The organism is Leucobacter salsicius M1-8, assembly GCF_000350525.1.
GTDB lineage: Bacteria > Actinomycetota > Actinomycetes > Actinomycetales > Microbacteriaceae > Leucobacter > Leucobacter salsicius.
This window is the reverse complement of the sequence record NZ_AOCN01000022.1, coordinates 301,578-315,733: the sequence shown is the minus strand read 5'-3', so window position 1 is coordinate 315,733 and position 14,156 is coordinate 301,578. Positions and strand designations below refer to the sequence as shown.

The 14,156-nt window shown below is 67.7% G+C and carries 13 protein-coding genes; 5 read left to right on the top strand and 8 right to left on the bottom strand.

The window, feature by feature from the left end; all coding sequences use genetic code 11:
- Positions 1-80: 80 nt before the first annotated feature.
- The 4 genes from pheT to C795_RS0110515 form a co-directional block, all read right to left on the bottom strand.
- Positions 81-2,669 (bottom strand): phenylalanine--tRNA ligase subunit beta, encoded by a 2,589-nt coding sequence (gene pheT / locus C795_RS0110535; protein ID WP_017793725.1) that lies wholly within the window; start codon positions 2,667-2,669, stop codon positions 81-83.
- Positions 2,669-3,733, bottom strand: a complete 1,065-nt coding sequence (gene pheS / locus C795_RS0110530) for a phenylalanine--tRNA ligase subunit alpha (protein WP_017793724.1) — start codon at positions 3,731-3,733, stop codon at positions 2,669-2,671. Before pheS ends, pheT begins: the two co-directional genes overlap by 1 nt.
- Positions 3,734-3,801: 68 nt before the next feature.
- Positions 3,802-5,847, bottom strand: a complete 2,046-nt coding sequence (locus C795_RS15800) for a 5-oxoprolinase subunit B/C family protein (protein ID WP_198008461.1) — start codon at positions 5,845-5,847, stop codon at positions 3,802-3,804.
- Between the two features lie 29 nt (positions 5,848-5,876).
- Positions 5,877-6,626, bottom strand: a complete 750-nt coding sequence (locus C795_RS0110515; protein ID WP_017793722.1) for a LamB/YcsF family protein — start codon at positions 6,624-6,626, stop codon at positions 5,877-5,879.
- 80 nt (positions 6,627-6,706) lie between these two features.
- Here C795_RS0110515 and C795_RS0110510 point away from each other — a divergent pair, with 80 nt between their 5' ends.
- The 4 genes from C795_RS0110510 to C795_RS0110495 are packed head-to-tail and all read left to right on the top strand — an operon-like array spanning position 6,707 to position 9,921.
- The gene (locus C795_RS0110510) at positions 6,707-7,348 is read left to right on the top strand and encodes a hypothetical protein (RefSeq protein ID WP_017793721.1); all 642 of its coding nucleotides are present in this window, start codon (positions 6,707-6,709) and stop codon (positions 7,346-7,348) included.
- Between the two features lie 47 nt (positions 7,349-7,395).
- Entirely contained in the window at positions 7,396-7,998 is a 603-nt protein-coding gene (locus tag C795_RS15795) for a copper resistance CopC family protein (RefSeq protein WP_017793720.1), read from the top strand.
- Positions 7,999-8,015: 17 nt separating this feature from the next.
- Complete coding sequence (locus C795_RS0110500; protein ID WP_017793719.1) at positions 8,016-8,630, top strand: copper chaperone PCu(A)C; 615 nt, start codon at positions 8,016-8,018, stop codon at positions 8,628-8,630.
- On the top strand, positions 8,617-9,921 hold the full coding sequence (locus C795_RS0110495) for a Dyp-type peroxidase (RefSeq protein ID WP_017793718.1): 1,305 nt from the start codon (positions 8,617-8,619) through the stop codon (positions 9,919-9,921). Before C795_RS0110500 ends, C795_RS0110495 begins: the two co-directional genes overlap by 14 nt.
- Positions 9,922-9,974: 53 nt before the next feature.
- Here the strand turns inward: C795_RS0110495 and C795_RS15790 are convergent, their stop codons facing one another.
- Positions 9,975-10,628 (bottom strand): NADPH-dependent F420 reductase, encoded by a 654-nt coding sequence (locus tag C795_RS15790; RefSeq protein ID WP_017793717.1) that lies wholly within the window; start codon positions 10,626-10,628, stop codon positions 9,975-9,977.
- Complete coding sequence (locus tag C795_RS15785) at positions 10,625-11,713, bottom strand: LLM class flavin-dependent oxidoreductase (RefSeq protein ID WP_017793716.1); 1,089 nt, start codon at positions 11,711-11,713, stop codon at positions 10,625-10,627. Before C795_RS15785 ends, C795_RS15790 begins: the two co-directional genes overlap by 4 nt.
- 95 nt (positions 11,714-11,808) lie before the next feature.
- Between C795_RS15785 and C795_RS0110480 the strand changes: the two genes are divergently transcribed.
- Positions 11,809-12,177 (top strand): winged helix-turn-helix transcriptional regulator, encoded by a 369-nt coding sequence (locus C795_RS0110480; RefSeq protein ID WP_017793715.1) that lies wholly within the window; start codon positions 11,809-11,811, stop codon positions 12,175-12,177.
- A 30-nt stretch (positions 12,178-12,207) separates the two neighbouring features.
- Here the strand turns inward: C795_RS0110480 and C795_RS0110475 are convergent, their stop codons facing one another.
- Together C795_RS0110475 and C795_RS0110470 are read right to left on the bottom strand one after the other, a co-directional pair.
- The gene (locus C795_RS0110475) at positions 12,208-13,017 is read right to left on the bottom strand and encodes a TrmH family RNA methyltransferase (protein ID WP_017793714.1); all 810 of its coding nucleotides are present in this window, start codon (positions 13,015-13,017) and stop codon (positions 12,208-12,210) included.
- A gap of 53 nt (positions 13,018-13,070) precedes the next feature.
- Positions 13,071-14,075: an SDR family NAD(P)-dependent oxidoreductase gene (locus tag C795_RS0110470; protein ID WP_017793713.1), complete on the bottom strand. Its 1,005-nt coding sequence runs from the start codon at positions 14,073-14,075 to the stop codon at positions 13,071-13,073.
- Between the last annotated feature and the right edge of the window lie 81 nt (positions 14,076-14,156).

Genomic DNA, 14,156 nt, shown 5'->3' with positions numbered 1-14,156 from the left:
TGCTGATCCGGATCAAAAAGACCCGGGCGCCCCGCCCTGAATGATCAGAGAACGGGAGCGCCCGGGTCTTCAGCCGTGCGTTAGTCGCGCAGGTGCGCGCCGAACGCCATTTCGGCGGCAGCGACGCCCGCGAGCTTCGCCTCGCTGGCTTCTTCGGCCTTGAGCGTGCGATCGTTCGCGCGGAACAGCAGCGCGAAGGTGAGGGCCTTCTGGCCCTCCTCGACGCCCTGGCCGCGGTAATCGTCCACGATGTGGGCTTCCTCGAGCAGCTCACCCGCGCCTGCCGTCACCACGGCGAGCACGTCGCCCGCGGGCACGTCTACAGCCACGACGAGCGTGAGGTCCTGCGTTGCGGCCGGGTAGGTCGACAGCTGGGCAGTCTCGGGCACGCGCGGGGCGAGCTCGATGATGCGCTCAAGATTCAGCTCAAATGCGACGGCGCGACCGGGCAGGTGGTGTGCCGCGACGAGCTCGGGCAGCAGCTCACCGGCAACCCCAACGACCTCGAGGCCGCCGTCTTCGCCGTCGGCGTCACGGGTGACGCGCACAGCCAGCTCGGCGGTGCGACCCGGGTGGAACGCGCGATGCGTCCCCTGCGTCACCACGAGCTCCGCCGAAACCGACTGAGCAACCTCGCGGGCCGCATCGAGTGCGTCGGCCCAGTCGTACTCACGAGCAGCCTCGCCCGGCTGCTTCGCGATCACGTCGCCGAGCAGCAGCCCGGCGGCGCGGCGCGGCTGCGCCGGGATCGATGCGTTCAGCGCGGCCAGCGTCTCCTCCGAGGGGCGCTCACCCAGCGGCGGAACCGTCTCGGTGCCCAGCTCGGCATCGCCCGTCATCGGCTCGAACACCGAGCCGAACTCGACGAGCGCGAGGTCGGTGATGCCGCGTGACACGCTGCGCTGAGCTGCGGTGACGAGGCCGGGCAGCAGCGAACGGCGCAGGAACGGCGTCTGGCCGTCGAGCGGGTTGGCGAGCCGGATCGCGTCGACCGCGGCGGGCTCGGCAGCATCTGCGGCCGGGGCCTCTGCGCCGGCACCGAACGCCTCGAGCTGCGCGCGCGACACGAACGGGTAGCTCTGCACCTCGTTGAGGCCAGCAGCGGTGATCGTGTTCGCCGCGCGGCGGCGCAGGCGCTGCTCACGCGTGAGACCGCGGCCAGCCGGAGCGACGGGCAGCACCGAGGGGATGCGATCGTAGCCGACGATGCGGGCGATCTCCTCGATCAGGTCAGCGGGGCGCGTGAGGTCCGAGCGCCAGCTCGGCGCAGTGACGACGAGCTCGCGGTCGGCGGCACCGTCGGCGACCGTGCACCCGATGGTTTCGAGGGCCGCACGCGACTCCTCATCGGTGTAGTCGGCACCCATGAGACCATTCACGCGAGCGAGCGGCAGCATCACGGTGACGGGCTCCCACGGCGCGACGATGTCGCTGCCGAGGGTGTCGGCGGTACCGCCAGCGAGCGAGACGAGCAGGTCGACCATGCGCTGCGCAGCTGCTGCCGCCACGAGCGGGTCAACGCCGCGCTCGAAGCGCTTCGATGCCTCGCTCGGCAGCTTGTGGCGACGCGAGGTGCGGGCGATCGACACGGGGTCGAATGTGGCGGCCTCGATGAGGATGTCGGTCGTGTCGTCGGTTGTCTTGGTCGACTCGCCGCCCATGACGCCGGCCAGGCCAATGGCGCCCGACTCGTCAGCGATCACGAGGTCCTCAGCATGCAGCGTGCGCTCTTGCTCGTCGAGCGTGAGCAGCGTCTCGCCTGCGGCCGCGCGGCGCACTGTGATGCCGCCGGTGAGCTTCGCGAGGTCGTAGGAGTGCAGCGGCTGGCCGAGCTCCATCATCACGTAGTTCGAGATATCGACGGGCAGTGACAGCGCACGAACGCCGGCAAGCTGCAGGCGGGCCACCATCCATGCGGGCGTGGGGCGGGTCGCGTCGATGCCGCGCACGACGCGGGTGATGAAACCGGTGGCTCCGTCGCGGCCGCGAATCGGCGCCTCATCGGCGAGCGCAACGGGGAAGCCCGAGGCGGGGGTCACCGTTACGGCCCGAGCCGGGTCCGCGAACGCTGCGCCGGTCGAATGCGAGTACTCGCGGGCCACACCGCGCACCGAGAACGCGTAGCCGCGATCCGGAGTCACGTTGATCTCTACCGCCGTATCCGAGAGACCCAACAGCGCTTTGGCGTCGGTGCCGATCTCGGGGTCGAGGCCGAGCGCCCCGAGCACGATGATGCCGTCGTGCTCGTCGCCGAGCGACAGCTCGCGTGCCGAGGCGATCATGCCGTCGGACACGTGGCCGTACGTCTTGCGGGCCGAGATCTCGAAGCCGCCGGGCAGCACGGCGCCGGGCAGCGAGACGACGACCTTATCGCCGGGGCCAAAGTTGTGTGCGCCACAGACGATACCGCGCACGTCCTCGCCGCCATCAGCAGCGAGAGCGCCCGGGGCGGCAACGCGCACCTGGCACCAGTTGATCGTCTTGCCGTTCGAGTGTTCCTCGGGCTCTGCCGAGATCACCTCGCCCACGACGACGGGACCGGTCACGTCGAAGCGACGGATGGACTCCTCCTCGAAGCCCACGCGCACGAGATCCGCGTGTACCTGCTCGGGGGTGACGCCCTCGGGGAGCGTCGCGAACTCGCCGAGCCAGCTGAGTGGAACGCGCATTAGACCAGTCCTCCGAACTGACGGTTGAAGCGCACATCGCCCTCAACCATGTCTCTCATATCGTTAATGTCGTGGCGGAACTGGAGCGTACGCTCGATCCCCATGCCAAACGCAAAGCCCTGGTACTCCTCGGGATCGATGCCCGCGGCGGCCAACACCTTGGGGTCGACCATGCCGCAGCCACCCCACTCGACCCAGCGAGCGCCGCCCTTGGCGTTAGGCTGCCAAACGTCCATCTCGGCCGAAGGCTCGGTGAACGGGAAGAAGTTGGGGCGCAGACGAATCTTCGCCTCTTCGCCAAACATCTGGCGAGCGAAGTGCTCAAGCGTGCCGCGCAGGTGCGCCATCGTGAGGCCGCGATCAATAGCGATGCCCTCGATCTGGCTGAACACGGGCGTGTGGGTCGCGTCGAGCTCGTCGGTGCGGAACGTGCGGCCCGGGGCCACGACATACACGGGCAGCTCACGGCCCAGCAGCGACCGGATCTGCACGGGCGACGTGTGCGTGCGCATCAGCAGGTGGCGGTCTGCGGGCTCCACGAAGAACGTGTCCTGCATCGCGCGCGCCGGGTGATCGGGGTCAAAGCCGAGGGCATCAAAATTGAACCACTCGTGCTCGAGCTCGGGGCCCTCCGCGATCTCCCAACCCATGCCAATAAAGACATCGTTGGCTTCGTCCTGCAGCTGCGCAAGCGGGTGGCGGTTGCCGGTGCGGCGGCGCACAGGGGCGGCCGTCACGTCGACGGTCTCGGCAACGAGACGCGCTGCAGCCTCGGCCGCTGCGACCTCGGCCTCGCGGGCCTTGTACGCGCCCTCGACGCGGCCGCGGGCCTGGCCCATGACCTTGCCGGTTTCTGCCTTCTCTGCCTTCGGCACCTGACGCATGAGCGCGTTCAGCTGAGCGATGGCAGAGCCCTCGCCCGAGTGCTGCGCACGCGCTGCCTTCAGCTCTGCGACAGTGCCCGCCGCGGCAAACGCGGCGAGTGCTGCCTGGACGGCGGCGTCAGCCGCTTCCTGGGTGATCGGATTCGACTCCGCTGGCCTATTCGATTCGCTCTCTGACACGAGATCTCATCTTAGTCGGTGCGGCTGGGCCCCGCGGTCGGCAACGCGAGCCCGGGCGGTGCCTGCGCTCAGACCGGGGGCCGGATCGCCCGCACCAGATTCACTATCAGTTCGTCTGCGGCCTCGGCCAGGCTGGGCTGCGGGCGCTGCGGTTGCTCCGTCTCGTCCTCGCCCCACGCGCGGTCGAGTGCTGCGGCGAGCGCACCGGGGACCCGGATCGCGTGCCGCCGCCCGTCGATCTCCAGGGTGCACGGCACCCATGCGGGGCGCTCGGTGGTTTCGCGCGCGGCTTGCGACTGCGCTGCAGGCCACGCGCCATCGCGACCACCGGCGGCCTCGTGTACCCATTCAAATCTGACGGGATCGCCCGGGGCAAGCTGGCCGGCGAGGTCGAGGTCGGCGTCGACGACGACCCCGATGACCGGGTATCCGCCGGTGACGGGGTGGTCGGCGAGGAAGAGAACGGGTTGGCCGTCGGGCGGCACCTGCAGTGCACCGCGCACCATCCCCTCGCTCGGGAGTTCGGACTCCGAATGTTCGGTGTCGCGCTCAATCGCGGGCCCCGTCAGCCGCGCTCCCACCCGATCGGACTGCGCAGTCACCGTCCAGGCAGCTTGGCTGAGGGTGTGCAGCGCGTCGGGCGCGAACCAGTCGTCGCGCGGCCCCGGGAGCACGCGCAGCACCGTGGTGGTTGCTCCGGGATTCTGCAGTTCTGAGGTGTCGTTCACTTCGTCATGGGCGCCCGTGGCTGCCTCGTTCGCCGGAGCCGTTGGCCCGTCGATGTTGCCCACGTACAGCGCATCGCCCGTGGTAAGACGGCGCGGGCCGATGCCCGAGAGCGTGTCGGATGAACGGCTGCCCAGCCAGCTTCGTTGCGCGCTGAGGTTTGCTTGAGCACCAACGCCGAGCACCCCGCCGCGCACGGCGAGGTAGTCGCGCATCCCCGGGCCCGTGTGCGTCAGGACGATGCACTGCCCGGGCAATAGGTCGATGGCCGTGGCTGCAGGAACGCTCCTGTGCGCCTCCGCGTCGTGGATTTCGAGGGTCACCGCACTGCCAGCAACGGCGACGGTGACGGTGCGCTCCACGCGGAGCTCGAGCCCGCCCGCCACGACCTCAAGCGCGGCAAAGCCCGAGGCAGATCCCCCGGCAGCGTTCACGGACGGACCGGCTGATTCCCCGCCGACCGCTGTGTCCTGCGACGGAGGGTTACCCACCGCCGCGTTGGCGCGGGCATAGGCAGCCCGATCCATCGGTCCTGATGCGGTGACACCGACCGAACGATACCCGGCGCGGCCGTCGTCCTGGATCAGCGTCTGCAATCCGGGTCGTGTGACCGTGAGCGCCGGTTCTGCTGGTGTTGACCCTGCGTCGGCTGTGTCTGCGCCGCCGGTATCCCCTCCCGACGCGATCACGCTCGCGCTCCCGATGGCACGCACCTGCTCGCGCATGGCGCGAAACCGCACGGCGTCGCCGGGACGCACCAGGGCAGGCTCTTCTCGGTCGAGGTTCCACAGCTCAGCATTGGTGCGGCCGATCAGCTGCCACCCGCCGGGCGAGGCCGCCGGATACACCGCCGCAAACTCGCCCGCGAGGGCAACAGATCCCGCGGTAACCCGCTCACGCGGGGCGTCCAACCTGGGCAGCCGGTACGGCCAGTCCTCGGCCGACAGGTACATGAACCCGGGCGCGAACCCGCCGAACGCTGCCCGCCAGGCGGCCGCCCCGTGGGCCGCAACCACGGCTTCACGACTCATCCCGAGGAGCCCGGCAACCCGTGACAGGTCTTCGCCGTCGTAGGCCACATCAATGTCGACCGTGCGTGGCTGAGTCACCGCGCCGGGGCGGTGTGCGGGGATGGCACCGGGTTTGGTGATTTGTTCCACCTCGCCTACGCCGCGCTCCCGCACCCAGGTGAGCACGCTCTGCACGCCCAGCCAGTCGTCACTACACACGAGCACGGTGCGGGCGGCGGGCACCGTCTCGGTGACGCCGGTGAGCCGCCCCGCGGCGAGCGCGCCCTGAACCGCCCGGGCCACCGCGTTGATCTCACCGGGGCTCACACCGACACACTCGATTAACACGGCGCGGTCGCCCATCAGTCGGGCATGCATCGTGCCGAGCATCTCAAACCCGCGCATCTCTAGCCCCGGGCACGCACGGCAACGCCCGACGCGGCGAGGGCCGCGCGGATCTCACCCGCGAGTTCGACCGCACCCCGTGTGTCACCGTGCAGGCAGATACTCTCTGCGGCCACCGCAATCTCGGCTCCGCCCTCGGCGACGACCGTGCCCGTCGTGGCGATCCGGATCGCCTGCACGATCGCGTCGTCCCGGCCCAGCACCGCCCCGGCTTGGGACCGCGGCACCAAGGTGCCGTCGGCGCGATACTCGCGGTCGGCAAAGCCCTCGGCGATGGTGATGACGCCGGCCTCGCTCGCAAGCCTCGCGGCGAGCGATCCGGCCTGCACCATGAGGGGCAGCTCGGTGGCGACGGCCGCCCGTACGACCGCGCCCGCCTGCCCCGCGTGGTGCGCAAGCGCGTTGTACAGCGCACCGTGCGGTTTGATGTAGCGTACCTCGGTTCCGGCGGCTGCGGCGAGCGCACGCAGTGCCCCCACCTGGTAGATCGTTTCAGCCTCGAGCTCGGCAATGTCGTAGTCGATGAAGCGGCGGCCGAAGCCCGCGAGGTCACGGTACCCAGGGTGTGCGCCGATCGTGACGTTGTGCTTGGCAGCGATGCGGCAAGTCCGCAAGATCCCAGCGGGGTCACCGGCGTGAAAGCCGCAGGCTACATTGGCGCTCGTGACGTGCTCGAGGATCGCCTCATCGTCGCCCATCTTCCAGGCACCAAATGACTCGCCCAGATCGGCGTTCAGATCGATCGCGGGCATCACGCGCCTCCTTCATCGGTTTTCTCGAGGCTACCCCAACCTGTATCGCTCTCAGGTTTCTCGTCAGTAGGATGGATCACATGGAGAGCAAGGTGGCGCGGCGAACGGCCGCGCCCGCAATGGGCCGCGGCGTGCGCACGGCTCGTGGCGCGGCGATCTCCATCGCCGCCACGCTGCTTGCCGCTACGTCGCACGCGCTCGCCGGGGGTCAGGTCACCGTATTCTCGGTGTTCGCGACCGCCGTCTTTGCCCTGCCCCTGACCATGGCTCTGGTCGGGCGCAAACCCGCACTGTGGCGTTTGACCATCGCTGTGAGCGTCGCCCAGCTCGTCTACCACTGGTGCTTCGCAGGCCTCGGACTCTTCTCGGAGCGCGGAAATCTTTCGGCGCCCGCCCCGCTGCATGCAATGCATTTGGCTCAGCTCGAATCGTTTGTGCCGGATCTCGCCACGGCCGCCACCGCGAGCGCAGCAATGTGGCTCAGTCACGCCGCAGCAGCGGTGCTGACGATTGCCCTGCTTTATCGCGGCGAGGTCGCATACCGCCTGCTTGCGCAGATCATACGCCGGGTACTCCCCCGTCTGCGCTTCGCGGTTGTTGCCGTACCCCGACCGATCTCGATCCTCCCGGTCATCAGGGTTCTCGCCTCACCGCAGCTTGCACAGCTCACTCCGATCTCCCATCGCGGCCCGCCTGCAGTGTCTTTCACCTACTCCATCTAAGTAAGTAATTTCGGCGACCCCAGCGTCGCCACTGCAGAAAGACACTCATGCATACCCATGCGCAGGCAAACCCTTTTCGCTCCCGCGTAGTCGCGATCACCGTCGCGGTCGTCGCCTTCTGCGCAGTCATGTTGGGCGCGGCCACCCCCGCGTTCGCCCATGATCAGCTCGTTGGCACCGAGGTCATCTCGGGTACCGACGGCAAAGCACAGGCCGTACAACTCTCGTTCAACAACAAGCTGATCGAGCTGGGCGCCGAGTTTGTGATCGTCGATGCGGCTGGCACCAGCGTTACGGACGGCACCCCCGAGATCTCGGGCATGGACGTGCGGCAGGCGGTCCAGGCCGGACTCGCCCCCGGCGTGTACAACGTCGCGTGGCACGTGGTGTCGAGCGACGGCCACCCGATCGAGGGCGCGTTTGGCCTCGAGATTGCAGCCGACGGCTCGGGCATGGCCATCGACGCGGCCACCAATGAGCCCGATCCGCAGCACGCAGAAGACGAGAGCGTGACCGAGGGCAAGGCCCCGGCCGAGGGCCTCAGTACTGGCGCGATCATCGCGATCAGTGTGGGCGGCGTTCTGGTGCTGGTCGGCGCGATCGTCACGATCATTGTCGGGCAGCGCCGTCGCGCGCAGGGTATGCAGTAACTCCGAAAAGGACAGCAATGAACATCTTTACCCACAACAACTCTGCCCGTTTCTCGCGTTCGGCTCGCAATGTGGCCGCCACGGCAGGCATTCTGCTCGCGGCTCCCCTGCTGCTCACTGCGTGCTCGTCGGCGCCCTCAGCACCCGCCGCCGCAGAGCAGTCCTCGCAGCAACACCACGGCGAGGCTGGCGTACATCTTATGGATGGCTGGGCCAAGGCCGGCGAGATCGACGGCATGACGGGCTTCTTTGGCACCATCAGCAACCCGGGCGATACTGACCTCACCATTACGGGGCTTTCCTCTGACGCCGCTGGCGTTGCGGAACTACACGAGGTCACGTCGGCAGGCGTGATGCAGCAGATTGAGGGCGACGTGGTCGTTCCCGCGGGTGGTTCGTTTGAACTCGCACCGGGAGCAAACCACATCATGCTCATGGAGCTCAATCAGAACCTGCTCGCGGGCGACGAGGTGACGGTCACTGTCTCGTTTAACGACGGTTCAAGCGTCGACCTGACCGCCCTCGTAAAGGACTACTCGGGCGCAAACGAGGACTACGGCGACATTTCGCACGAGGGTCACGATGCAGAGGCCGATACCGGCGGCACGGAATCTCACGATGGCGGGCACTAACCTTCCCGAACCTCCGCAGGGCTCAGAGGCCCCACCTCGCCGCCTGGCCCGCCGCTCGCTTCTTGCGGGCGGCGGGCTCGGCCTGGGCCTTGGCGCGCTGCTCGGGGCCGGCGGGGCCTGGGGCGCGACTTCACTTCGTGCCACCCAGGCCGCAGCTGACGCTCCTGGCTCCGATGCTGCGCTTGAAGCTGTCCCGTCCCAGGGCATCGACGGGCACCTGCCCGGGTTCGGTGGCGAATCACTTCCCTGCCACGGTAACCACCAGGCAGGAATCACATCGGTCCCGTCGGCAAGCGTGCAGTACTCCGCATTCCGGCTGCGCCCCGAGACCGATGCTGCCGCACTCAAACGCATGTTCCGCGTGCTCACGGGCGACATTGAGGGCCTCACCTCGGGGTTCAGCCCCCTCGCTGATCCCGAGCCCGAGCTCGCGGCTCGCCCGGCGCGGCTGTCCGTGACCGTCGGTGTGGGCAGCAAGGTGGCGAAGCTCGCCGGGCGCGAGGCGCCCGAGTGGCTGGCCCCGCTGCCCAAGTTCACCCTCGATGAGCTCGGCGGTGGCTACGACGGCGGTGACCTGCTGATCGTGCTGCAAGCCGACGACCCCACGCCGATCTCGCACGCCGCGCGCATGCTCGGGCGCGATCTCGCGAGCTTCGTCGAGCCTCTCTGGGTGCAGCGCGGGTTCACTCGCGCGCGCGGAGCAGAGGCCGACGGCACGACCATGCGCAACCTCATGGGGCAGATCGATGGCACGGTCAACCCGGCTCCCGGCGCCGACGATTTCGACGGCCTCGTGTGGCTCGGTGAGGATGCGACGTGGCTCGCGGGCGGCAGCGCATTTGTGTTGCGTCGCATCAGGATGGAGCTCGATACCTGGGACATGGTCGACCGACCGGGTCGCGAGGCTTCGATGGGACGCAGGCTCGCCGATGGTTCGCCACTGAGCGCTCCCGCCGAGGGTGCCTCCGAGCACACTCCCGCCGATTTTGAGGCGAAGAATACGCTCGGACTCTCGAGCATCGGCATGGCGGCACACATTCGGCGCGCGCACTCCACCGATCCTGGGGAGCGCATCTACCGTCGCGCGTCAAACTACGATGACGGCACCGAAGCGGGTCTGCTCTTCGGCTGCTACCAGACTGACCCGCGCAAGCAGTTCGTCCCCATCCAGCAGCGCCTCGATGAGGCCGACCTGCTCAACGAGTGGGTCACCCACACCGGCTCGGCGGTATTTGCGATGTTGCCCGGGTTCTCCCCCGGCGGCATGCTGGGCGAGACACTGTTCACCTAGGCGAGGGCGGGTCCGGATCGTGTTGATCCGGCCCCGCCCTTCTTTCGACCTATCTAGGCCGCGATGCGGGCGTCTTCGTGCGCCGCCGCGATCCGTGCCCTGATTTCTGCGTCTTCGAATCTGCCACCGAAGATCTCGCTCCCGGGCTCCAGCTCAACCCCGAGCGCGAGCGGCGATGCCGCGGTTACATCGAAGCCGAAGCTCGTCACGATGTCGGCAACGACCTCGGCGGCGGCCGGGTCGTCTGACACCGCCGCGAGGCCGCGGCGATCGGGCGCCCCGATCAGCCGCGCATCCGCCTCCATCTCGTGGTACCCGATGTGATTGAGCGCCTTCACCACGCGTGCTCCCGTAAGTTGGCCCGCGACCACGGCGCTCGTCGAGGAACTCCCACCGAACACCTCGGGTAGCCCTCCGTCGGTGGGTTCCCAGTGGTTCATCGCGTCGACAACGATGCGCCCTTCAAACATCACCGGGTCAAGCGATTCGAGCTTCGGCAGTGGGATCGCTAGGATCACCAGGTCGCTTTCGGCTACGGCGTTTGCCGCGGTGTCGACGTGCGCCCCGGGTGCCATCACTTCGACGATGAACTGTACGGGTTCGGGTGATCCGGAACCCGCGAGCGTGACTTCATGACCGCCCGCCAGTGCGGCCCGCGCAATCGCGGTGCCGACCTTACCGACCCCCAGGATCGCGATCCGGCTCACGACTGCGCTCCGGTCGCACGCCCCGAATCCAGCGGGTTCGGCACGGCCTCGGGTTCGGCCCCGAGCGCGGCGTCGACGAGCGGCTTCACCCGAGTACCCAGTAGCTCGATCGACTTCAGCAGGTCCTTCTGCGCGAGGCCCAGGAAGTCCATCTGCAGGAACTGGCGCGTGTGGCCCATCGCGCTGTGCAGCCGGATGATGCGGTTCGCAATCTCCTCGGGGCCTCCCACAAACAGCGCCCCATGCTGTGCCTCGACCTCGTAGTGCTCGCGCTGCGGCGGTGCGAATCCTCGACGCTTACCAATATCGGACATGCTGCGGTGCCAGGTGGGCCAGAATGTGTCGCGCGCGGCCTCACTGGTTTCGTTGATGAAACCCGGGTTGGCAACCGAAATCATGGGCGTGCGATCTGTTGCCGGCCCAGCGTCCCAGGCCCGCCGGTACAGGTCAGCGAGAGCTTTGAAACGCACCGGGTCCCCGCCGATGATGCCATAGGACACGGGGAGCTGTAGCTGCCCGGCGCGCACGGTCGAGGCCGGGCTGCCGCCAGTGCCGAGCCAGATGGGCAGCGAGCCCCGGTCAGGGCGGGGCACCACGAGCTGTTCATCAAGCGGCGCACGCATGGTGCCATTCCAGGTCACCGTGGCCGAGCTATTGACCGCGAGCAGCAGCTCCAGCTTTTCGGCGTACAGCTGGTCGTAGTCTTCCAACTGGTAGCCAAACAGCGGGTATGACTCGATCGCAGAGCCACGCCCCGCGATAATCTCGGCCCGTCCCCCTGAGATTGCGTCAAGTGTGGCGTACTGCTGGAACACCCGAACCGGGTCGTCGGTACTCAACACGGTCACCGCACTGCCGAGGCGAATGCGCTTCGTGCGTGCGGCAGCGGCAGCGAGCAGGACGGACCCCGCGGAGGCGGGCATTTCTTGAGTGTGGTGCTCACCGATGCCAAAAAACTCGAGCCCTACCTGATCGGCGAGCTCGATCGCCTCAAGCAGATCACGCTGCGCCTGGGCGGTGGTGACGAAATCGTTCGTGGCCGGATCGATGGCCAGGTTTCCAAAGCTGTAGACACCAAGTTGCATGTGCTAATTCCTTCGAGAGTTTGGGTGATGGTTCTACTCTCTCGGGTGCCACACCGTCGGGCAACACGCAGGTAACTCACTTACCATTGGTTAGCATGAGCGCATCGTATTCCACCACCGCTACCGAGGTCCAAGCCCACTCGATTGACGATGCGGAGTGCCGCCTGTTTCGCGAGGCCGCCGAGCTCGCGGGCAAGAAGTGGACCGCCGCCATCCTGCTCGCCCTCGCACGCGGTGCCGAGCGGTTCTCCGAGATCGCCACAAGCATCGACGGCATCTCGGACCGGCTGCTTTCCGCCAGACTCCGAGAGCTTGAGACGCAGGGCCTCGTCGGGCGAATCGTCATCCCGACCACACCGGTGCAGATTCGCTATACGCTCACCCCGACGGGTTCAGACCTCATTCGCATCCTGCACCCGCTCGTGCAGTGGGCCAAGCGATCCGGCGCCCGCGCGGAGGCGTGAGACTCACTGTGCGCTGAACACGGGCGAGCGTTAGGCGCGCTGCGCGAACGCGGTCTCGTAGAGCAGCACGCTCGCGGCGGTCGCGAGATTTAGCGACTCTGCCGCGCCATAGATGGGCAGCTTGACCGCGCGCCCGATGAGCTCGCGATCCTGCTCCGTCAACCCACGCGCCTCATTGCCAAACACCCAGGCCACCGGGGCCGCCAGCACGCCCTCAGCCCGGGCCTCAAGCAGGTCGCCGCCGCGCACGTCAGCGGCGAGCGGGGTAACACCGGCCGCCTGGGCCGCCTCGATGACCTCATCGAGCGAGGCAGCCACTGCGACGGGAAGATGAAACAGCGACCCCGTAGTCGAGCGCACGACCTTGGGGTGGAACGGATCGATCGACTCCCCCGCGAACACAACCGCGTCGGCGCCCGCGGCATCGGCCGCCCGCAGCACCGCGCCCGCGTTGCCGGGGTCACGCACCTCGTGCATCACCGCGACAAGCTTCGCGCCCGAGAACGCCGTTTCGAGCGGGGTCTCCCAGGTGCGCGCAACGGCGACGACCCCCTGCGGGTGCACGGTCTCACACATGGCAGCCAGCACCGCGTCAGTGACGCGCTCGAGCGGAACGCCTCCGTCATACGAGAGCTCATCAATCTCGTCCTGCCAGGATTCGTATCCAGTCGTCGCATACACGACATCGGCGAGCTCAGGCCGGTGCGCGAGGAGCTCGCGCACCGCCTGAGGCCCCTCTACAACAAAGCGCCCCTGGGCAACCCGCTCCTTCTTGCGCGAGAGAGCCGCCGCACGCTTCACGCGGGTGGCTTTGACGTTAGACAGGATCTCTTCGTTCACCCGTCAAGCCTATGCCACCGTCGCCCGACTTTTCGTGCGAACGCCATCCCTCGCTACTGGACGGACCAGCCACCGTCAGACGGCAGAATCGCCCCGTTGATGTTCACCCCATCATCGCTCAGCAAGAACGTGATTGAGGCTGCCAGCTGCGCGGCGGTTGCGACCGTGGGGATCGCGGACTGGAAAGGGTGCAGCCGCGCGCTGCCCTCCTCGGAAACGTGCGCCGGGAACGGAATACCGGTCGCGACGCCACCCGGCGCCACCGCGTTGACCCGAATTCCCTGCTTGGCGTACATGAATGCGGCGCTTCGCGTGAGGCCCACGACGCCGTGCTTCGAGACGGTGTAGGCCTTACCCGAGGCGTTACCACGAATGCCCGCCTCCGAGGCGACGTTGACGATAGCCCCCTTCCCAGCCTCAAGCATGCCCGGAACGACCGCGCGGGTGAGCTTGAATACCCCAGTGAGGTTGATACCGATGACCCGATCCCAGATCGCGTCGCTTGTTTCGTGGATCGGAGAAAAGTCGTCGTTGACGCCGGCGACGTTCGCGAGGCCGTCGATCGGGCCACCCACTGCCGCAATCACCCGGTCAATGTCGCCCTCGTTCGTGACGTCCGCCGCCACAGGCACAACCGACCCTGCGGGAGCCTGCTGGGCGAAAGCCTCAAGCTTTTCGGCCGAGATGTCGACCGCGACCACCTTGCCGCCCTCGCGAGCGATGCGCGAGGCCGTCGCCTGGCCGATTCCGCTCGCGGCACCGGTGACCACAATGGTCTTTCCGTCGAAGCGCCCAACAACAATCGTCTCTTGCCAGCCGGTGGCCGCATCGTCCTCGGGAATTTCCCCGCCATTGACCGATCGCACCAACCCGTCGATGACCGACTGCGGCATTTCACCCTGGCTCAGCGCAACCATCTGCTGGAGTGGCAGCGCCCGAACGGGAGTCAGCGAACTCGGGTCGGAACCCGACGCCGCGAGCAGCCCACCCAGGGCTTCGGCCCCGCGGGGGTCATCCAGCCAGTCGCCAATGGTGCTGTTTGCAGTGAGTGAAGCCATGGTGTCTCCCTAACTCGGTGGCATCGAGCCTGTTCTCGAGGCCAATACACCCGCAGACTACTCCGACAGGTGTCGGAGAAG